General features: G+C 62.7%; 17 protein-coding genes. 2 read left to right on the top strand and 15 right to left on the bottom strand.

Annotated features, from left to right (window positions below; genetic code table 11):
* Positions 1–24 precede the first annotated feature (24 nt).
* From BLS60_RS06210 to BLS60_RS06190, 5 genes are all read right to left on the bottom strand, one after another.
* Positions 25–1146, bottom strand: a complete 1122-nt coding sequence (locus tag BLS60_RS06210) for a Re/Si-specific NAD(P)(+) transhydrogenase subunit alpha (protein WP_092365952.1) — start codon at positions 1144–1146, stop codon at positions 25–27.
* Positions 1147–1742: 596 nt separating this feature from the next.
* The gene (locus tag BLS60_RS06205; protein WP_070882331.1) at positions 1743–2114 is read right to left on the bottom strand and encodes a hypothetical protein; all 372 of its coding nucleotides are present in this window, start codon (positions 2112–2114) and stop codon (positions 1743–1745) included.
* Between the two features lie 215 nt (positions 2115–2329).
* A complete protein-coding gene (locus BLS60_RS06200; protein WP_092365949.1) occupies positions 2330–3139 on the bottom strand; it encodes a putative RNA methyltransferase in 810 nt (269 codons plus the stop codon).
* A complete protein-coding gene (dapE, locus tag BLS60_RS06195; RefSeq protein WP_092365946.1) occupies positions 3139–4281 on the bottom strand; it encodes a succinyl-diaminopimelate desuccinylase in 1143 nt (380 codons plus the stop codon). The genes BLS60_RS06200 and dapE overlap by 1 nt, the downstream gene beginning before the upstream one ends.
* Positions 4282–4555: 274 nt before the next feature.
* Positions 4556–7153 carry a glycosyltransferase gene (locus BLS60_RS06190; protein ID WP_070882189.1) on the bottom strand — a complete coding sequence of 866 codons (2598 nt, stop codon included), beginning with the start codon at positions 7151–7153 and terminating at the stop codon, positions 4556–4558.
* A gap of 229 nt (positions 7154–7382) precedes the next feature.
* Here BLS60_RS06190 and tcdA point away from each other — a divergent pair, with 229 nt between their 5' ends.
* The gene (gene tcdA, locus BLS60_RS06185; RefSeq protein ID WP_092365943.1) at positions 7383–8198 is read left to right on the top strand and encodes a tRNA cyclic N6-threonylcarbamoyladenosine(37) synthase TcdA; all 816 of its coding nucleotides are present in this window, start codon (positions 7383–7385) and stop codon (positions 8196–8198) included.
* Here tcdA and BLS60_RS06180 read toward each other — a convergent pair.
* From BLS60_RS06180 to BLS60_RS06165, 4 genes are all read right to left on the bottom strand, one after another.
* Complete coding sequence (locus BLS60_RS06180) at positions 8195–8599, bottom strand: SufE family protein (protein WP_092365940.1); 405 nt, start codon at positions 8597–8599, stop codon at positions 8195–8197. The two genes, tcdA and BLS60_RS06180, sit on opposite strands and share 4 nt — an antisense overlap.
* Complete coding sequence (locus BLS60_RS06175; protein WP_092365937.1) at positions 8596–9801, bottom strand: aminotransferase class V-fold PLP-dependent enzyme; 1206 nt, start codon at positions 9799–9801, stop codon at positions 8596–8598. The genes BLS60_RS06180 and BLS60_RS06175 overlap by 4 nt, the downstream gene beginning before the upstream one ends.
* A gap of 80 nt (positions 9802–9881) precedes the next feature.
* Complete coding sequence (gene dapD, locus BLS60_RS06170; protein ID WP_070882193.1) at positions 9882–10916, bottom strand: 2,3,4,5-tetrahydropyridine-2,6-dicarboxylate N-succinyltransferase; 1035 nt, start codon at positions 10914–10916, stop codon at positions 9882–9884.
* A 42-nt stretch (positions 10917–10958) separates the two neighbouring features.
* Positions 10959–11306: an ArsC family reductase gene (locus tag BLS60_RS06165; RefSeq protein ID WP_092365934.1), complete on the bottom strand. Its 348-nt coding sequence runs from the start codon at positions 11304–11306 to the stop codon at positions 10959–10961.
* A 198-nt stretch (positions 11307–11504) separates the two neighbouring features.
* Between BLS60_RS06165 and BLS60_RS06160 the strand changes: the two genes are divergently transcribed.
* On the top strand, positions 11505–13145 hold the full coding sequence (locus tag BLS60_RS06160; protein WP_092366551.1) for a Na+/H+ antiporter: 1641 nt from the start codon (positions 11505–11507) through the stop codon (positions 13143–13145).
* Positions 13146–13157: 12 nt separating this feature from the next.
* On the opposite strand, the gene BLS60_RS06155 is transcribed toward BLS60_RS06160, so the two are convergent.
* The 6 genes from BLS60_RS06155 to leuS all read right to left on the bottom strand — a co-directional run bounded on the left by BLS60_RS06155 (position 13158) and on the right by leuS (position 20486).
* A complete protein-coding gene (locus BLS60_RS06155) occupies positions 13158–14309 on the bottom strand; it encodes an acyl-CoA dehydrogenase family protein (RefSeq protein ID WP_092365931.1) in 1152 nt (383 codons plus the stop codon).
* A 160-nt stretch (positions 14310–14469) separates the two neighbouring features.
* The gene (locus tag BLS60_RS06150) at positions 14470–15759 is read right to left on the bottom strand and encodes a lytic murein transglycosylase (protein WP_092366548.1); all 1290 of its coding nucleotides are present in this window, start codon (positions 15757–15759) and stop codon (positions 14470–14472) included.
* 70 nt (positions 15760–15829) lie between these two features.
* Positions 15830–15997, bottom strand: a complete 168-nt coding sequence (gene arfA / locus BLS60_RS06145; protein ID WP_092365928.1) for an alternative ribosome rescue factor ArfA — start codon at positions 15995–15997, stop codon at positions 15830–15832.
* Positions 15998–16083: 86 nt separating this feature from the next.
* Entirely contained in the window at positions 16084–17118 is a 1035-nt protein-coding gene (holA, locus tag BLS60_RS06140; RefSeq protein ID WP_070882199.1) for a DNA polymerase III subunit delta, read from the bottom strand.
* A 41-nt stretch (positions 17119–17159) separates the two neighbouring features.
* Entirely contained in the window at positions 17160–17765 is a 606-nt protein-coding gene (locus BLS60_RS06135; protein ID WP_070882200.1) for an LPS-assembly lipoprotein LptE, read from the bottom strand.
* Positions 17766–17879: 114 nt separating this feature from the next.
* Positions 17880–20486 carry a leucine--tRNA ligase gene (gene leuS, locus BLS60_RS06130; RefSeq protein WP_092365925.1) on the bottom strand — a complete coding sequence of 869 codons (2607 nt, stop codon included), beginning with the start codon at positions 20484–20486 and terminating at the stop codon, positions 17880–17882.
* Positions 20487–20490 lie beyond the last annotated feature (4 nt).

The following is a 20490-nucleotide window of genomic DNA, read 5'->3' as shown; positions in this document are numbered from 1 at the left end:
CTCTCGCTCAGGAGAGGAAGATCATCATTTATTGACGCGTTTGATCTCGCCGCCAGTGCACATCAGGCAGGCAGCGACGATGTCGTCTTCCAGGTTGAGGTGGAAGGTGCCGTTCGCATCGATCACCAGCTTGAGAAAGTCGAGCAGGTTGCGCGCATACAGCGCCGAGGCATCGGCGGCGACCAGGGCCGGCAGATTGCCGTGGCCGACCAGCGTCACGCCGTGCTTGATCACCACCTTGTCCAACTCGGTCAGCGGGCAGTTGCCGCCCTGAGTTGCGGCCAGGTCGATGACCACCGAGCCGGGTTTCATTTCCGCAACCGTGGCTTCGTGCAGCAGCGTCGGCGCCTTGCGGCCGGGGATCAGCGCGGTAGTGATAACGATGTCGGCCTGCTTGGCGCGTTCGTGCACTGCCCTGGCTTGGCGCTCCATCCACGAGGCGGGCATCGGCCGGGCGTAGCCGCCAACGCCTTCGGCGCATTCGCGCTCCTCGTCAGTCTCGAACGGCACGTCGACGAACTTGGCGCCGAGGGATTCGATCTGCTCCTTTACTGCCGGGCGCACATCGGACGCCTCGATCACCGCGCCCAGTCGTTTGGCCGTGGCGATCGCCTGCAGGCCAGCGACGCCAGCGCCGAGGATCAGCACCCGGGCGGCTTTCACCGTACCGGCAGCAGTCATCAGCATCGGCATGAAACGTGGGTAGTGATTGGCCGCCAGCATCACCGCCTTGTAGCCGGCAATGTTCGCCTGGGAGGAGAGTACGTCCAGGCTCTGCGCGCGGGAGGTGCGCGGTGCGGCCTCAAGCGCGAAGGCGGTGATGCCGCGAGCGTTGATGCGCTCGATAGTCTCCACGCTGAACGGATTGAGCATGCCAACCAGCACGGTGTCGGGCTGCATGCGAGCCAGTTCGGTATCGTCTGGCGCCACCACCTTGAGTATCAGCGCCGCGCCAAACGCGGCGGCCGCATCGCCAATGCTCGCACCCACCGCTTCATAGGCGCTGTTGGTGATGCTGGCTGCGATGCCGGCACCGCTCTGAACGGTGACCTGATGGCCAAGGCCAATCAGCTTCTTGATGGTTTCCGGCGTCGCGGCAACCCGCGTTTCGCCTGCATGGGTTTCGAGGGGAACACCTATGTGCACGCTTGCATCTCCTGCGATCGTTGCAGATTCACCCTGAGGCGACGAAGGTCCGGTATCGACTAAAGTCGATAGGCCGCATTCTGCAAAGGAAGCCGATCAGTAAGCAATATTCATGGAGCGTTTATTTCGCATGACTACAAGTTATCGGAGATATTGTTATTTTTCATGCGGGATAAGTCGGATAAATAATTATAACTTGCAGCTATTTTCTTCTAATTTGCCGATATCAAGAATAAACACCTGAAAAATGTTAGCAGGCTAACGGCGGGTGTGCGGCGCGGTGTCGCACCGGTCAATATCATTATCAGGTGATTGAGTAGCGTTTTTAGTCTTTATGTAGCGTTTTTTCGATGTCGCTACAATTCGTGGGTGTCGCATCTCGGGCATCGGAAACTGGGTATCGCTTTGCTCAACGCCAGGCTACACGGGGAGTTGCGGGTGCTTGGCTCGCCAGCGTGTTGTCGACAAGACGCTGTGAGTGGAACAGATCGAACGCTGTTCATGAGGCGTGCAGCCGAATGGCACGCCTGCGGTGCTGATCACTCAACCGTAGCGTGGGTTGAGCGAAGCGATACCCGGGTTGCAGTCTGGCGCGATCAGCCTGTGCGCCAGGTGATTTCCTGCACGCCGTCGGCGCTGATGCGCAGCCACTGATCGGCCTGCTCATCGCTTTCTTCTTCTTCCCAGCTGCCCGGTGCGCAGCGAACTTCTACGTCCAGCGCTGCGTAAGCCGCCTGGGCGCAGGCCAGGTCGTCGTCCCAGGGCGTGGCGTCGCTTTCCAGGTACAGGCTGTGCCATTTGCCTACCGCTTTGGGCAGCCAGGTCACCGGCACGTCGCCGGCGTGGCATTGGAAGGTCTGGCCTTTCTGGTGCCAGTCGGAGCAGGGGCCGATTGCCGTGGTCAGCCAGGCCGCGATGGCCTGGTGGTCGGCGTCTTTCAGGTAGATCTCGATATCCGGTTGGCGCATTTTCATCCTCATCTCGATCTGTTGCGCGTCGGCCTTGCCGCGTTAAAAACAGGCTCAGAAAGCCGCTTGCGGCTAACGCACTTGAGTGCGGCCCCGGAGGGGCGAGCGAAGCGAGTTATGCCCATATACAAGAGTACACTGCGCTTTCTCGTCTGTTTTTTACGGGGGCGCCTAGGCATTGTAGGGCTCTGGCTCGCAAGATCGTGCACAGGTTTTTAGGAAGCGTCACGCTCGATCCAATCGTAGCGGATGGCGACTGTCACTTCGAAGTTTTCGGCAATCACCGCAGCACGGCGTTCGGCGCTTGCGCGCCAGCCGTGGGGGGTCATCGCCAGCAGGTCGGCGCGTGCTTCTGGCGTGTCGAGCAGCAGCGTAAAACTCAGGGTTTCGCTGTGCGCCAGATGCATGCCGGGCGGTATCAGCTCAAGGTGTTTCTGGTCATCGTAATCGCGCACTTCGTCGTAGAGCTTCTGGCGCAGCTCCATCAGGTGCTCGCGCGTCGGCCCCATGCGCAGCAGGCCACCACCGGGAGCGAGCAGGCGTTTGGCTTCCTGCCAGTCCAGCGGGCTGAACACGCTGGCCAGCAACTGGCAGCTGGCATCGGCCAGGGGGACTCGGGCCATGCTGGCGATCAACCAGTTCAGCTGCGGCGCGCGCTTGCAGGCGCGCTTCACCGCTTCCCGGGAGATATCCAGGGCATAGCCGTCGGCCTCTGGCAGCGCCTCGGCGATCTGCGCGGTGTAATAACCTTCGCCACAACCGATATCCAGCCAGTGCTGCGGCATGTAGCCAGCCGCCAGCTGCGCCAGTCGGGCAGCCAGCGGCGCGTAGTGGCCGCCATCGAGAAAACGCCGGCGCGCTTCGACCATGGCGGCGTTATCGCCCGGGTCACGGCTGTTCTTGTGCTGCACCGGCAGCAGGTTGAGGTAACCCTGGCGGGCACGGTCGAAGCGGTGGTTGGCCGGGCAGGCCACGCCGTTGTCGACGGCCTGCAGCGGCATCTGGCAGATCGGGCAACTGAGCATCAGGCGAGCAGCTTGACCAGGGTCTGGTAGTAGATCTCGGTGAGTACGTCGAGATCGCTGGCCAGCACACGTTCATTGACCTGGTGGATGGTCGCGTTGACGGGGCCGAGTTCGACCACCTGGGTGCCGAGGGTGGCGATGAAGCGCCCATCCGACGTACCGCCGCTGGTGCTCGGCGTGGTTTCCCTGCCGGTCACACTACGGATGCTGGCGCTGACCGCATCGAGCAGGGCGCCCGGCTCGGTGAGGAACGGCAGGCCCGACAGCGCCCATTCGATGTGATAGTCCAAACCGTGCTTGTCGAAGATGGCGTTGACCCGCTGTTGCAGGCCTTCGACTGTCGATTCGGTGGAGAAGCGGAAGTTGAACACTGCCGCCAGTTCGCCGGGAATCACGTTGGTGGCCCCGGTACCGGCATTCAGGTTGGAGACCTGGAAGCTGGTCGGCGGGAAGAACGCATTGCCGTCGTCCCAGTGCTCGGCGGCCAGTTCGGCGAGCGCCGGAGCGGCCAGGTGAATCGGGTTCTTCGCCAGGTGCGGGTAAGCCACGTGGCCCTGGATACCGCGCACAGTGAGGGTCGCACCCAGTGAGCCGCGGCGGCCGTTCTTGACCACGTCACCGACCAGCGAGGTACTCGACGGTTCACCGACGATGCACCAGTCCAGGCGCTCGTTGCGCGCGGCGAGGCGTTCGACCACCGCCTTGGTACCGTGGTGGGCCGGGCCTTCTTCGTCGCTGGTGATCAGGAAGGTGATGCGGCCCTTGTGGTTCGGGTGCTCGGCGACGAAGCGCTCGACGGCAATGATCATCGACGCCAGGCTGCCCTTCATGTCGGCAGCGCCGCGCCCGCAGAGCATGCCCTGTTCGTCGACCAGCGCCTCGAACGGGCCGTGTTGCCAGGCCTGCACCGGACCGGTGGGTACCACGTCGGTGTGGCCGGCAAAGCACAGCACCGGGCCGTCCTGGCTGCCATGGCTGGCCCAGAAATTGTCCACGTCCTCGATGCGCATCGCTTCGATGGCGAAGCCCAACGCAGCGAGCCGGCGCATCATCAGTTCCTGACAGCCTTCATCCAGTGGCGTCACGGATGGCCGGCGGATCAGGTCGCAGGCAAGCTCGAGGGTAGGGGACAGGGCCGTCATGGAAACTCCGGTAAAGTCATGCTCGTAAAGCAATGCGGGGCGGGAAAGGGCGCATAGCTTAAAGCAAAACGCCCGCGCCTCGTAGGCGTTCAGCCTTTTGGCGCAAGAGGCAAAGGCGCTTCGCTCGACCCGGCTACAAGAGCCGATGCACTGCGCACCCGTAGCCTGGCGTTGAGCGAAGCGATACCCAGGGATTGTTTGCGCGGTTACCGCTCACCAATCCGAAAAGAAAACGGCGGCCAATTGGCCGCCGTTATCGTGTCGCTCACCGGAATCAGGCGTTCTCCGCCTCGGTCTGTACCACCGGAATCTCCAGCGGCTTCGGGCTGGACGACAGCAGCGCCATGATCAGCGCAGCCAGGTACGGCAGCGACTGTACTAGCAGCATGATCACCCAGAACTTCACGTCGTAACTGGGCAGGCCCTGCACGATGGCGATGCCCAACGCGGCGCCCCATAACAACAACATGATGAAGACCTCCTCACGGGCTTCCGCGAGGGCCACCATCAGGCCGTGGCTGGAACGCATCTTCGGCGTACGGAAGAATGGAATGCTCTTGGTGAACATGCCGTACAGCACCGCCTTGGCGATGGTGTGCGACAGCGCCAGCCCGGCAACCGCCGCGCAGAACGCATCCTTCAGATTGACGCCCATTGCCCGCTGGTACAGGAAGATGATCTTGCCGACCTTGAACAGGAACAGCGCCAGCGGCGGGATCGCGAAGATCAGCAGCGGTGGGTCGACCCGTTGCGGCACGATGATCATCGCCGCCGACCACAGCAGCGCGCCGGCGGTGAAAAAGATATTCAGGCCATCGGCAACCCACGGCAGCCAGCCGGCGATGAAGTGGTAGCGCTGGCCGCGCTTGAGTTGGCTGTCTTTGCCGGCAAGCAATTCCCGGGCGTGGCCCTTCATGATCTGGATGGCGCCGTAGGCCCAGCGGAAACGCTGCTTTTTGAAGTCGATAAAGGTGTCCGGCATGAGCCCCTTGCCGAAGCTGTCATGGGCATAAGCGGCGGAGTAACCCTTCTCGAACACGCGCAGGCCCAGTTCGGCGTCTTCGCAGATAGTCCAGTCGGCCCATTTCAGCTCGTCCATAACGGTACGGCGAATCATCGTCATGGTGCCGTGCTGGATGATCGCGTTGCGGTCGTTACGCGTCACCATGCCAATGTGGAAGAAGCCCTTGTACTCGGCATAGCAGAGCTTCTTGAAGGTGCTTTCCTCGCCATCGCGGTAATCCTGTGGCGATTGCACCACAGCGATCGACGGATCGGAGAAGTGCGGCACCATGTACTTGAGCCAGTTGGGGTCGACGCAGTAGTCGGAGTCGATCACCGCCACCACTTCGGCATCCGGCGCGGTGTGCGGCAGGATGTAGTTCAGCGCGCCGCCCTTGAAGCCATGCAACGGCGCCACGTGGAAGAAGCGGAAGCGCGGGCCGAGCTCTTCGCAATAGTCGCGTACCGGCTCCCACACCGCGGGGTCCTTGGTGTTGTTGTCGATGATCAGAACTTCGAAGTCCGGATAATCCAGATTGGCCAAGGCATCGAGGGTCTGTTTGACCATCTCTGGCGGCTCGTTGTAGCACGGCACATGGATCGACACCTTGGGCCGGTAGTGACTGTCGCCGACCACCGGGGTGAACGGCCGTCGCCGTTGCGTCCACACTGTTTCGGCCAGTTCGTGGGCTTCGGTGAGCAGCACGATGAATACGCCAATGGCGCCGACGCCGAGCAACAGGCCGACCAGCATGCTGAACCAGGTGCTGTATTGCTGGCTGTAGTCGTAGCCGATCCACACCAGCGCCGAGCCGCCAGCGAACGCGACGAAAGTCAGGAAGGTACGGCCGCGCTGGTGCAGGGCGCTGCCGTCGATGAGCATCAGTGCCAGCGACAGCAGGGCCATGACCACCGAGGCGACCGCCAACAGACGCCATTGCGGGATGGCCACGACCGGGCCTTCAAAATTGAACTTGGGGTTGCGGTCCAGGTTGTAAACGCCCCAGTAAGCGCCCACGGAACCTTCTTCACCAGCCTTCCAGGGCTGGTCGAAGGCTTCGATGACGAAATAGTTGTAACCCTGAGCGTTGAGGGTGGTGACCAGGGTGCGCAGGTAGATGGCCTGGTCAGCCTGGGTTGCTTCGGCGCCGCCGCGTACCCGGCCATTGCTTGGCCAGCCCACCTCGGAAAGCAGCAGGGGCTTTTTCGGGAACAGCTTCTTCAGGTCCCGCGCGCGGTCCAGGGTGAACTGGGTGGAATCCTCCATGGGAATGAATTCCCAGTAGGGCAGCACGTGCGCGGCGATCAGATCCGCGTGGTCGGCCAGTTCGGGATACTCATCCCAGATGTGCCACTGTTCAGAGGTGGTAACCGGCACCTTGACGGCCGAGCGGACGCGGTCCATGTAGGCGGTCAGTTGCTTGACGGTGACTTCGCGGCGAAACAGCGCCTCGTTGCCCACCACTACGCGCACCACACTGCGCGAGTTGTTGGCGATCTCGATGGCCTTGGCGACTTCGCGTTCGTTGCGCGCTTCGTCGGTGCCGATCCACACGCCCAGCGTCACGCGCAGACCGAACTCTTCGGCGAGCAGCGGGATCTTGTCCAGCGCGCCATCCACCGAGTAGGTGCGGATGCTGTCGGTCTGGGTGGCGAGCAATTCGAGGTCCGCACGCATCTCCTCATCGCTGGGGTAGACGCCCGTCTGCGGGCTCTGCCCTTGACGGAACGGCGAGAACGAATAGCCGGATATCTGCTCGGGCCAGTCCGGTGCGGTGACGGGGCGGTTGTAGAGCGCCCAGATACCGGTGAACAAGGCAGCGATAGCCAGGAATACAATCAGATTGAGGCCGAACTTGCGCGAAAGCATGCTGTGTCAGGTTCCGAAGGGTGGAACGGGGAGAGGGCCGGCGAGCGCCGGTTGGCGCGCATGCTACTCCGTCGATGAAAGACTGTATAGCACAGCCCCACACGCCCGTTCGCATCATCGGGGGTGGCTATTTTGCGATGGTGCGGCGGATGTGGATGCCGCATGCCGGGCGGTGCTTGGGCTGCTTCGCTGACCTCCCTATAATGCGCGCCCATCAAGAGGAGCTGCCATGTCGTTCGATGAGCAACGTTTCGCCGGAATCGCCCGGCTGTATGGCCGTGAAGGCGCACAGCGGCTGGCGGCTGCGCATGTCGCCGTGGTCGGCATCGGCGGCGTCGGTTCCTGGGCAGCCGAGGCGCTGGTGCGATCCGGCGTAGGCGAAATTTCGCTGTTCGATCTGGATGACGTCTGCGTCAGCAACACCAATCGCCAAGCCCATGCCCTGCAAGAGCAGGTCGGCCGCGCCAAGGTCGAAGTGATGGCCGAGCGGCTGCGGGCGATCAACCCGGCTTGCGTGGTGCATGAAGTGGCCGACTTCGTGACGCGTGACACCATGGAGGACTACATCACCGTGCAGCTGGACGCGGTGGTCGATTGCATCGACAGCGTGGCGGCCAAGGCGGCGCTGATCTCCTGGTGCAAGCGACGCAAGATCACTGTTATCACGACCGGCGGCGCAGGCGGGCAGATTGATCCGACCCAGGTGCAGGTGGGCGATTTGAACAAGACCTTCAACGACCCGCTGGCCGCCAAGGTGCGCTCAACGCTACGTCGAGACTACGGTTTCTCGCGTACACCAGGGCGCAACTACAGCGTGCCCTGCGTGTTCTCCACCGAACAGCTGCGCTACCCCGGCGCCGATGGCGGCATCTGCCTGAGCAAGGCGTTCGTCGGTGACGGGGTGAAGCTCGACTGCGCCGGAGGTTTTGGTGCGGTGATGATGGTCACCGCGACCTTCGGCATGGTCGCGGCCGCGCGTATCGTCGACAAGCTGGTCGCAGGCGCGCGGCGCCCCTCCGAGCGGCTCGCGGCAAAGGTGGATTAACCCGCTTCGCTCAGCCGACGCATTTGCTGCACCACGGCGTTCATGCCGTTGGCGCGCGAGGGCGACAGTTGCCGCGACAGCCCCAGGGTGGTGAACCAGTCAGCGATGTCCAGTGCGGCCAGTTCTGCCGCACTCAGGCCATTGACCCTGGCCAGCAGTACGGCAAGCAGGCCACTGATCAATCGTGCATCACTGGCTGCGCGAAAGTGCCAGCGGCCGTCGTGTGCGGCTCCGACCAACCACACCTGGCTCTCGCAGCCATGCACGCGGTCGGTTTCGTTGCATTCGCTGAGCGGCTCGAGCCGCTCGCCCCATTGCATCAGCAGGCGTGCGCGCTGTTCCCAGCCCGGGCAAGCAGTGAAGGCTTCGAGGGCTTCGCGGGCGTTATCAGGAAGGTTCATTGCAGCAGCTCCAGGGCTTTGTCCAGCGCAGTGAAGAAACGCTGCAGATCGCTCTGATCATTGTAGAGACCGAGCGATACGCGAATCGCCCCGTTCACCCCGAGCCGCTTAAGCAACGGCATCGCGCAGTGATGGCCGACCCGCACGGCTATGCCTTGTTCGGTGAGCAAATGGGCGAGATCACCGCTGTGCACCCCTTCCACGGTGAAGCAGGCCAGCGCCGTTTGCGGTTCGCCGAGCAGGCGCATGCCATCGTAGCCGTGCAAGCCCTGCAGCAAGATGTTGTGCAGACCGGCCTCATGGGCGGCAACCGCAGCAGCGTCGAGCTGGCTCAGGTAGTCCAGGGTTGTCCCGAGGGCGATCACGCCCGATACCGGTGGCGTGCCGGCCTCTAGGCCCAATGGGGCGCTTCGCAAGCTCGCCTGGTGATAATCGGCCTGCTGGACCATTTCGCCGCCGAACTGCCAGTGCTGCAGGCATTGCAGCGCGCTGCGGCGACCATATAGCAGGCCGACGCCATCCGGGCCATAAAGCTTGTGGCTGGAACACACGTAAAAGTCGCAGCCCAACGCCTGCAGATCATGCCGACCGTGGACGGCGCCTTGGGCCCCGTCGACGATGGTCAGTGCGCCCTGATTGCGCGCGTGAAGCAGCAACGGCTCCAGCGACTGCCAGCGGCCCAATACGTTGGACAGCTGGCTGACCGCGAGGAGCCGCGTGCGTGGGCCAATCAGCGCAGCGGCCTGCTGCGGGTCGATGTCGCCCTGTTCGGTCAGTGGCAGCACTACCAGTTTGAGCGCCTTGCGTGCAGCCAGTTGCTGCCAGGGCAACAGGTTGGCGTGGTGTTCTGCGGCGCTGATGACGATCTCGTCACCAGCACTGAACAGATGCTCCAGCCCGTAAGCGAGCAGGTTGAGGGATTCCGTTGCGCCGCGGGTGAAGACGATTTCTTCCGCGCTGACGGCATTCAGCCAGCGTGCGGCCTTTTCACGGGTACTTTCGAAGGCGCGCGTGGCGCGTTCGCCTGGCAGATGCTGGGCACGGTGCACATTGGCTACGCCACCGGCGTAGTAAGCGAGCAGGGTATCCAGTACCGCTTGCGGCTTCTGCGCCGTGGCGGCGCTGTCGAGGTAGGTCTGGCCTTCTTTATCGAGGGCCAGCATGCCGGGGAAGTCGGCGCGCCAGGGGGAAATCAGGGTCATGGTTTATCCAGAAAGCATCTGGCGGTCAACAGTTGGGTTTAACGCGGTGCGAGCGAGCGCAGCCGCGTTAAACCAACTTTTTAGTTGTGAGCGTGCAGGGCTTCGTTCAGCTCGATGGCCGACTTGTTGGTCTTGCACTCCACGGCGCCGCTCTGCGAGTTGCGACGGAACAGCAGGTCGGTCTGGCCAGCCAGGTCACGACCCTTGACCACCTTGACCAGGTTGTTCTGGTCGTCGAGCAGGGCGATCTTGGTGCCAGCGGTAACGTACAGGCCTGCTTCGACGATGTTGCGATCGCCCAGCGGAATGCCGATGCCGGCGTTGGCGCCGATCAGGCAGCCTTCGCCCACGGAAATAACGATGTTGCCACCTCCGGACAGGGTGCCCATGGTCGAGCAGCCGCCGCCCAGGTCCGAACCCTTGCCGACAAACACACCGGCGGAAACGCGGCCTTCGATCATGCCCGGGCCGGCGGTACCTGCGTTGAAGTTGACGAAGCCTTCGTGCATCACGGTGGTGCCTTCGCCGATGTACGCGCCCAGACGAACACGCGCGCTGTCAGCGATACGCACGCCAGTCGGCACCACGTAGTCGGTCATTTTCGGGAATTTGTCTACCGAGAAGACTTCCAGCAGGTCGCCTTTCAGGCGGGCTTCCAGCTGACGCTCGGGCAGCTCGACCAGGTCGACCGCACCCTGGCTGGTCCAGGCCACGTTGGGCAGCAGCGGGAAGATGCCGGTCAGGTTCAGGCCGTGGGGCTTGACCAGGCGATGCGACAGCAGGTGCAACTTGAGGTAGGCCTCAGGCGTGCTGGTCAGGGCGGCATCTTCGGCCAGCAGGGTGGCGACAAGCGGTTTGGCGCTTTCGGCCAGGCGAGTGAGCAGGGCGGCTTGCACGGCATCGATGCCTTTCAGGGCGCTTGCGAGTTCACCGGCCTGCTGGTTGGTCAGCGCGATGGCCTGGTTGCCGCCGCGGTAGCCGAGCTTCTCGGTGACCTTGGCGACCAGTTCGGCGTTCGGGTTGAGCAGAGGCTGTGCGTAGAACACTTCCAGCCAGGTGCTTTGACGGTTTTGTGTGCCGACCCCGAAGGCCAGGCTGAACAGGGTGTTGGACATGGGCTTTTCCTTGCAACGAATTCGATTGGGGGTGACGGAGTATCAGGCCAGTTCGGCGGCGTAACGCTCAGGTTTGAAGCCGACCAGCGTGCGCGCACCGAGATCCAGTACGGGGCGCTTGATCATCGACGGTTGGGCCAGCATCAGGTCGATGGCCTTGGCCTGGTCGAGGTCGCTTTTCTGAGCGTCATCAAGCTTGCGGAAGGTGGTGCCGGCGCGATTGAGGATGGTTTCCCAGCCGTGCTCGTAACACCATTTCTGCAGATTGCCGCGGTCAATGCCGGCGGTCTTGTAATCGTGAAACTGGTAAGTGACACCCTGCTCATCGAGCCAGGTGCGGGCCTTTTTCATGGTGTCGCAGGCCTTGATCCCATAGAGGACATTACTCATTGATTTTCCTCGGAAGGATTCCACTCGTCGAATCCTTCTCAATACTTGTTAGTGTCGAACTGTCGATTATGCCACGTCGCCTCTGCTTAGGTCGCTGTTGCGGGATAACCCGGGCATTCCCCGACTGCCGCAGCACTCCGCAGGCGAGCTAGAATGCCGGGCGACCTGCGGCTCTGTTTGTTGAGGACCTGTCCGTTCATGCAACTTCTCTACACCATCCTGATCATGTTGCTGGTGGTCAGCGGCACGCGCATCAGCGCTCAGTTCATCCCACTGCCGCTGCCGATCCTGCAGATTCTGATCGGCGCGCTGCTGGCGATTCCGGCACTCGGGCTGCACGTGCGGCTTGATCCCGAACTCTTTCTGCTGCTGTTCATCCCACCGCTGTTATTCGTCGACGGCTGGCGCATGCCCAAGGGGCAGTTTCGCAAGCTGCGCATGCCGATCCTGTTCCTGGCCTTTGCACTGGTGTTCTTCACCATTCTCGGTGCTGGATATTTCATTCATTGGTTGCTGCCGCAGGTGCCGCTGGCCGCCTGTTTCGCGCTGGCCGCAGTGTTGTCTCCGACCGATGCGGTGGCGGTATCGGCCATCACCCATGGGCGCCTGCCCAGCACCTTGAACAACCTGCTGCAGGGCGAGGCGCTCATGAACGATGCGTCGGGACTGGTGGCGTTCAAGTTTGCCGTGGCAGCCACCCTGACCGGGATGTTTTCATTCGCCGATGCCAGCCTGCAGTTCGTGCTGGTGGCCGTTGGCGGGCTGCTGATCGGCATGGCGCTGAGCTATCTGTTGGGGCGCATGCGTGCCTGGATGATCGCGCGCGGCTGGGAAGAGCCGGCGCCCCACGTGCTGCTGATGCTGTTGCTGCCGTTCGCCGCTTATGTGGCCGCCGAGCACCTCGGGCTGTCGGGGATTCTCTCAGCCGTGGCCGCCGGCATGATGCAGAGCCGCCTCGACCTGCTGCCGCGGCAGACCACCACGCGCCTGCTCAACCGCGGGGTGTGGGCGATGCTCGAGTTCACCTTCAATGGGCTGATCTTTCTGCTGCTGGGCCTGCAGTTGCCAGACATCATCAAGGCCGTTGTCGGCGAGCACTCCGACCCCTGGCAACTGCTCTGGCCGGCGCTTTGCTATGTGCTGGCGGTGTATGCCGTGCTGATGGCGTTGCGGTTTGCCTGGGTGTACAGCTACTGGCGGACTTCCGGCATGCTGCGGCGCTGGCGGGGCAAACCGACCCGTTTCGCCGGACAATCGCGTGTTGCGCTCACGGCTGTGCTGACCCTGGGCGGTGTACGTGGCGCGGTGACGCTGGCTGGTGTGATGTCGTTGCCCTTGTTGCTCAACAGCGGCGATGCCTTTCCCGAGCGTGATCTGCTGATCCTGATCGCCGCCGGGGTGATTCTGCTATCGCTGCTCATCGCAAGCGTGGCGCTGCCAAGGCTGTTGCCGCTGCTGCCGGAGGACAACGTGGCCCTCCACGAGAGCGAACTCAATCGACACCGCGCGCAAGTGCTGCAAGCTGCCATTCGTGCTCTCGAGGCGGATAACGAAAAAGCTGCAGACGCCGAAGGCGCGATTGCCATGGCCGAGATCAGGGCCAAGCTGATGAACGAGTACCGTGATCTGCTCGAACGCACCCGTACTCCTGATGCCCAGGAGTCGCGCGATTACCAGCACCAGGCCGACCAGCTGGAACACCGCCTGCGGCTCCAGGCGCTGCGCACCCAACGCCTTGAGCTATACCGGATGCGCAAGGAGCACCAGCTGGACGACGACATACTGGCGGACATCCTGCGCGACCTCGACAACGCCGAAGCACGCCTGCTCAAGCGCTGAGCGCCTGCTGCGCTAAAGCGCGTAGTGCTTTAGTTCGCGTGCAATCAACAGACGCTGGATCTCGCTGGCGCCTTCGTAAATCTGCGTGACGCGCGCGTCCCGGTAATAGCGCTGCACGGGGAAGTCCTCCAGGTAGCCATAGCCGCCGTGCACCTGCAGCGCCTTGGAGCACACCCGCTCGGCCATCTCCGAGGCGAACAGCTTGGCCTGGGACGCCTCCGACAGGCATGGCTGACCGGCGCTGCGCAGGCGTGCTGCGTGCAGGGTCAGCAGGCGCGCCGCATTGATCTGGGTGTGCATGTCGGCAAGCAGGTTGGCGATGCTTTGGTGTTCGCCGATGGGCTTATCGAACTGCACCCGCTCACGGGAATAGACCAGCGCCGCCTCGAAGGCGGCCCGGGCGATGCCGACGGCCTGTGCGGCGATGCCGATGCGCCCGCCCTCGAGATTGGACAAGGCAATGGCCAGGCCCTTGCCGCGTTCGCCGAGCAGATTCTGTGCAGGAATGCTGCAGTTTTCCAGGACGATGGCGCAAGTATCCGAGGCGCGAATGCCCATCTTGTGTTCGCGCCGTTCGACGCGAAAGCCGGGCGTGTCGGTCGGCACCAGAAAGGCTGAGATACCCTGCTTGCCGAGTGTGGCGTCGCTGACCGCGAAGACGATGGCCAGCCCGGCGCGCTGGCCGTTGCTGACGAACTGTTTGGAACCGTTGAGCACCCAGTGCTCGCCGCGCAGTTCGGCGCGAGTAAGCAGGTTGTGGGCTTCAGAGCCCGCCTGGGGTTCGGTGAGGCAAAAGCATCCGATCACTGCGCCGCTGGCCAGGCGCGGTAACCACTCGTTCTTTTGTGCGTCGGTGCCGTAGTTGAGCAGCGGGCCACAGCCCACCGAATTGTGCACACTCATCAGCGTGCCAGTCGCCGCATCAGCGGCAGAGACTTCTTCAACCGCGAGGGCGTAAGCCACGTAGTCGAGATAACTGCCGCCCCAGGTATCGGGAACAATCATTCCTAGCAGGCCCATCTCGCCCATCTGCGCCACCAGCGCATCGTCGATCCAGCCGGCCTTTTCCCAGTCCTGCGCATGGGGGGCGATGGCGCGGCGCGCGAACTGTCGGGTGCAGTCGCGGATCATGCGTTGTTCGTCGTCTAGTTCGATGTCGTGCATAGCGACCTCTCTGTTGTCATTGGCCCGCGCCGGATCACGGCTAACGGACAGGCGCGGCCGCCACGGATCGCATGGCTGGCCTGGCTACAGAGTCGCTCAGGAAGGGGCTAATCGCAAACGCAAGTGCGCGCGGTGACGGTCGTCACCGCGCTGGAGGGGATCAGTTCTGTTGGCGTAGCTGGTCGAGCAGTTTGCTGTCCGGGTAGCCATCAGCTGGCCAGCGAAGGTGCAGCTGGAAAGCTCGAATCGCCTTGCGGGTGTTGGCGCCAATGATGCCGTCCGGATGACCGGAATCAAAGCCGCGTGCGTTGAGGCGCTCCTGCAGTTCGACGCGCTCGCTGCGGCCCAGCTGCCGATCACCTTCTGGCCAAGACCCTTGCACGCCATTGCCGCCACGCAGGGCGTCGGACAGCAAGCCGATCGCCAAGGCGTAGGAGGTTGAGTTGTTGTAGCGCAGGATGCTGCGGAAGTTGCCGAACAGCAGGAAGGCAGGCCCACGGTGCCCTGCAGGCAGCAGCAGAGTGGCGCTTGCATCGTCACGCGGGGTGCTCAACGGCTGGCCCACCGGACGAATACCGAGTGCGCGCCATTCGTTCAGGCTGCGGCGCACTTCCGGGTCGGCCAGCGCGTAGTCGAAGCCCTGTGGCAGCTGTACTTCGAAACCCCATGGCTGGCGCAATTGCCAGTTGGAGCTTTGCAGGTAGTGCGCGGCCGAGGCCAGGGCGTCGGCCTGGGAGGTCCAGACATCGCGCTTGCCATCGCCATCGAAGTCCACGGCATGCTCGTTGTAGGTGGTTGGCATGAACTGGGTCTGGCCCATGGCGCCGGCCCAGGAACCAACCAGGCTTTCCGGGGCGATATCGCCATGCTGGAGAATCTGCAGCACGGCCAGCAACTGGCTGCGCCAGAACGCTTGACGGCGGCCTTCATAGGCCAGGGTCGCCAGCGAGCGCACCACGTTGTGGCTACCGATATTGCTGCCGAAGTTGCTCTCCAGGCCCCAGATGGCGACCAGTGTCTCGGCATCGACGCCATAACGCTGTTCGATCTGGCTGAGCACGGCGCGGTTCTGCGCCAGCAGAATACGGCCACGGGCGACGCGGCTCGGCGACACGGCACCTTTCAGGTATTCCCACACCGGTCGGCTGAACTCGGGCTGGCTGCTGTCTGCCTTGACCACGTCCGGGTTCGGTACCACGCCTGCAAAGGCTCGGTCGAACAGCGTCGGATTGATGCCGGCGGCGATCGCATCACTGCGCAGCAGGTCGCGCCATTGTTCGAAGCTCAGTTGCTCCTGAACGGGTTGAGGCAGCGCGTTGGTCGAGGTAGTGCTCTGCGGGGTGCTTGGCGTCGCCAGTGGCTGGGCAGGGGCATCGGCGCAGGCCGTGAGCAGGAGCAGAAAGCTGGCCGCAGCGGTAACAGGTAGGCCGCGAAGGAACAGGTTGGGCATGGTCATCTCAACACGTTTTGCAGGCGACCACCTTAGCACGGATGAGCGGGAATGCGGGCTGAGCGAGCGATCAAGGCAACTTTTTCAGCAGCCCCAGAAACGGAAAAGCCTCCCAGTTTTGCTGGGAGGCTTGGCGGCGGTAGCTGCCTTTTCCTTTACCGGGTCGTTCCTGGCGTGAGCGGAACAGTGGCTGGGCGATGATGGATTTAGCCTTGTTCGGGCGTACTTTCTTGCTCATGGCAGGTCCTCGATCAATGCTCGCGCCGGTGCGAGCGGCATCAATGATGCGCCGCTCGATCAGCCATGTCCATACGGGGAGTAGGTTTAAGCACCGAGCTTCAAGCGCTGTCCGGCCATCATCAGTACCAACCGCGACAGGCTGGCCCAGGGATCGCCTGCCGCCTGGCCCTTTACCTGCGCATCAATCTGCTGAGCATCCATCAGCAACGCATTCCAGCGCGCTGGCGAGTGCCGCTGCAGAGCTTTGCTAACCAGTGGGCGGCGCTTGTCCCAGACTGGTGGACGGGCTGAGGCAAAGGCCTTGTCCAATGGCACGCCCTGGCTGAACTGGTAGGAAATGTTGGCCAGCTGGCGCAGTTCGCGGGCCAGCATCACCACGATGAACAGCGACTCCTGACCCTCGCCACGCAAGCCGTCGAGCATGCGCAGGGCGTGGGCCGCTTCGCCGTTGAGGATCGCATCGATGAGGCCGAATACGTCGTAGCGAGCGCTGTCGGCCACGGCCGCCTGCACGGTGCCGGCATCGATCTGCTGGCCGTCAGCAAGCAGCTTGAGCTTCTCGATCTCCTGTGCAGCAGCCAGCAGGTTGCCTTCAACTCGCGCAGCAATCAGGTCCACGGCGTCGGCGGTGGCGTTCATGCCGGCCTGGGCCAGACGCTGGCGAATCCATTGCGGCAGCCCGTTGGCGTCCACCGGCCAGATCTGCACGAACTGGCAATGCGGCCCGTCGATCAGGGCTTTGGCCCACTTGGTTTTCTGCGCGCTGCCGTCGAGCTTTGGCAGGCTGATCAACAACAGGGTGTCTTCAGGCGGACGCCCGAGGTACTCGATGATCGCAGCTGCACCCTTGTCGCCAGGCTTGCCGTTGGGAATGCGCAGTTCGATGACGCGCTTGTCGGCGAACAGCGACAGGCTGGCGCCCGCTTCATAAAGCATGCCCCAGTCGAAATTGGCTTCGGCGTGGAACACTTCGCGCTCGGTGAAGCCTTGCGCACGACTGGCATTGCGGATGGCGTCGCTGGCTTCCTGGCAGAGCAGGGCTTCGTCGCCGCAAACCACGTAGACGGGCGCCAAGGGACCTTGCAGGTGTTTACCGAGTTGGGCGGGGGCGAGTTTCATAAGCCTCTAAACCGAAGGGCCACCGAGTGGCCCCTACTGGCTTATTGCACCGGCAGTTCGATGGGCGATTGCTGCGGCTGAGCAGCTTCACGCTGACGTGCCGCCTCAATGGCGTCGGCTTCCGCCTTGGCCTTGGCTTCAGCGGTCTGCTGGAGGGCGTCGAGCTGGTCCGGGGTGATCTGCTGCAGGCGCTGAGCCAGTTGCTGCACCAGGTCGCGGCGCATTTCGGTGCGCAGCTGAGCGGACTCCTGATCGTTGCTGATCAGGTTGTTGGAGTCCTGCACGTAGTAGCTCTGCACTTCCAGCTGGTTGCTGAGCAGCAGCAGGTCCTTGGCGCCACGGATCTCGTAGTTCAGGGTCAGGGTGCGCTCATATTCAACGCTGCGAGCTGAGCTGGTGTAGCTGGCGGAACGTTGATTTTCCTGTTCATTGGCCAGGTACAGCTTATAGGCAGCGCCAGGGAATACGCGCACGCCGTTGTTTTCCAGCACGTCACGAACGTCACGGACGGTATCGCCGTAGCTGTCTCGTGCGCTGACCTCAAGTTCCTTGAGGGCGAACTGTACGTCGCCGGTGCCGCGCAGCTGGAAGCCGCATGCACCCAGCAGGGCAGCCAGACCAATTACCAACAGATTGCGCTTGATCATCTCGTTATCCCCTTGTCCTGCCGGCTCCGCCGGCCAGCATGGGCAGGCACGGGTGCCTGCGTTGCCGATACGTTGACCCAGTGTCGGCAGCATGCCGACACCTCACCTTTCGCCTCAGTTGGCGACGATATTGACCAGCTTGCCAGGCACCACGATGACCTTGCGGATCGTCAGCCCTTCGGTAAAGCGTTGTACGTTTTCATTGTCGCGAGCTGCCGCTTCGACCGCTTCGCGGCTGGCGTCGGCCGGCACGTCGATCTGGCCGCGCAGCTTGCCGTTGACCTGAATCACCAACTGCAGGCTGTCTTGCACCAAGGCAGATTCGTCCACGACTGGCCATGTGGCGTCGATGATCGCTTCCTCGTGACCCAGCTCCTGCCACAGTTCGTGGCTGATGTGCGGGGTGATCGGGGCGAGCAGCAGGGCAACGGTTTCCAGACCTTCTTGCAGCAGAGCACGCTGTTGATCGTTGTCCTGTGGGGCTTTCTCCAGCACGTTCATCAGCGTCATCACCTGGGCGATGGCCGTGTTGAATTTGTTGTGCTGGCCGATATCCAGGCTCGCCTGTTTGATTGCCAGGTGAATGGAACGGCGGACTTCCTTGCTGCTGTCGTCAAGTTCGGCGACATCCAGTACGCCCGGCAGCCCTTTGCTGACGTGACCCTGAGCCAGGCGCCAAACGCGGCGCAGGAAACGGTTCGCACCTTCAACGCCGGCGTCTGACCATTCGCAGCTCATGTCGGGTGGGGATGCGAACATCATGAACAGGCGGCACGTGTCCGCGCCGAACTGGTCGATCATCGACTGTGGATCGACGCCGTTGTTCTTCGATTTGGCCATTTTCTCGGTGCCACCGATTTCCACCGGCAGACCATCGGATTTCAGCTTGGCGCTGATGACCTTGGCTTTGCTGTCACGCTCAAGCTCGACATCGGCCGGGTTGAACCAGGTAAAACCACCATTGGCTTCGCGACGGTAATAGGTGTCGGCGACCACCATGCCCTGAGTCAACAAATTCTTGAAGGGTTCATTCGACGACACCAGGCCTTCGTCACGCATCAGCTTGTGGAAGAAGCGCGCGTAGAGCAGGTGCAGGATGGCATGTTCGATCCCGCCGATGTACTGATCGACTGGCAACCAGTGGTCGGCCGCGGATTTGTCTACCAGGCCGCCTTCATAATGCGGCGAGGCGTAGCGGGCGTAATACCAGGACGACTCCACAAAGGTGTCCATGGTGTCGGTTTCCCGCTTCGCTGGCGCGCCGCATTTCGGGCAGTTGCATTCGTAGAACTCGGGCATGCGCGCCAGAGGCGAGCCAGCGCCATCGGGCACTACGTCTTCCGGCAGTACGACTGGCAGTTGATCTTCCGGCACGGGTACGTCGCCACAGGCGCCGCAGTGGATGATCGGGATCGGGCAGCCCCAGTAGCGCTGGCGGCTGATGCCCCAGTCGCGCAGACGGCACTGAGTGCGCGAGGCGCCGAGTTGCTTCTTCAGCAGGGCGACTTCGATGGCGTCGAAGGCACCTTCGAAGTCCAGGCCGTCGAACTCGCCGGAATTGATCAGTTGGCCGTGCTCGTTGTACGCGGCTTGCCACGGTGCAGGTGTTTCGTCGCCGGCACTGGTGCGAACCACAGCCTTGATCGGCAACTGGTACTTGATGGCGAATTCGAAATCGCGCTCGTCGTGAGCGGGCACGGCCATGACCGCGCCGTCGCCGTAGTGCATCAGCACATAGTTGGCGACCCACACTGGCAGTTTCTCGCCGGTCAGTGGGTGTTCGACGAACAGTGGCGTGGGCATGCCACGCTTTTCCTGAGTGGCGACGTCGGCTTCCGCCACGCTGCCGGCTTTGCATTCAGCGATGAACGCCTGCAGCTCAGGGTTGTTCTGTGCGGCCAGAGTAGCCAGTGGATGTTCGGCGGCCACCGCGACATAGGTCGCGCCCATCAGGGTGTCGGGACGGGTGGTGAAGACTTTCAGTACGCCCGCTTCGCCGATGGAGTCGACGTCGTAAGGGAACTGTACTTCCATGCCGCGGGATTTGCCGATCCAGTTGCGCTGCATGGTCTTGACCTGTTCCGGCCAGCCATCGAGCTCGTCCAGACTGCTCAAGAGCTCATCCGCGTAGGCGGTGATCTTGAAGTAGTACATGGGGATTTCGCGTTTCTCGATCACTGCGCCGGAGCGCCAGCCACGGCCGTCGATGACCTGCTCGTTGGCCAGCACGGTCTGGTCGACCGGATCCCAGTTCACGGTGCCGTTCTTGCGATAGATCACGCCTTTTTCGAACAGGCGGGTGAACAGCCATTGTTCCCAGCGGTAGTAGTCCGGCTTGCAGGTGGTGATTTCGCGGGACCAGTCCACCGCCAGGCCCAGGCTACGCAGCTGGGTCTTCATGTAGGCGATGTTTTCGTACGTCCACTTGGCGGGTGCCACGTTGTTTTTCATGGCGGCGTTTTCCGCCGGCATGCCAAAAGCGTCCCAGCCCATGGGCTGCAGCACGTTCTTGCCCTGCATGCGCTGGTAGCGCGCAATCACGTCACCGATGGTGTAGTTGCGCACGTGCCCCATGTGTAGCTTGCCGCTCGGGTAGGGGAACATCGACAGGCAGTAGAACGTTTCCTTGCCGGGCTGTTCGCTGACTACAAAGGAGTTCTGCGAATCCCAGTGGGATTGCGCGGCGGCTTCGATTTCGCGTGGCTGATACTGTTCGTGCATGGCT

Source organism: Phytopseudomonas seleniipraecipitans (assembly GCF_900102335.1).
Classification (GTDB): Bacteria; Pseudomonadota; Gammaproteobacteria; order Pseudomonadales; family Pseudomonadaceae; genus Aquipseudomonas; species Aquipseudomonas seleniipraecipitans.
The sequence above is the reverse complement of the archived record's forward strand: the minus strand, read 5'-3'. Positions and strand labels throughout refer to the sequence as shown.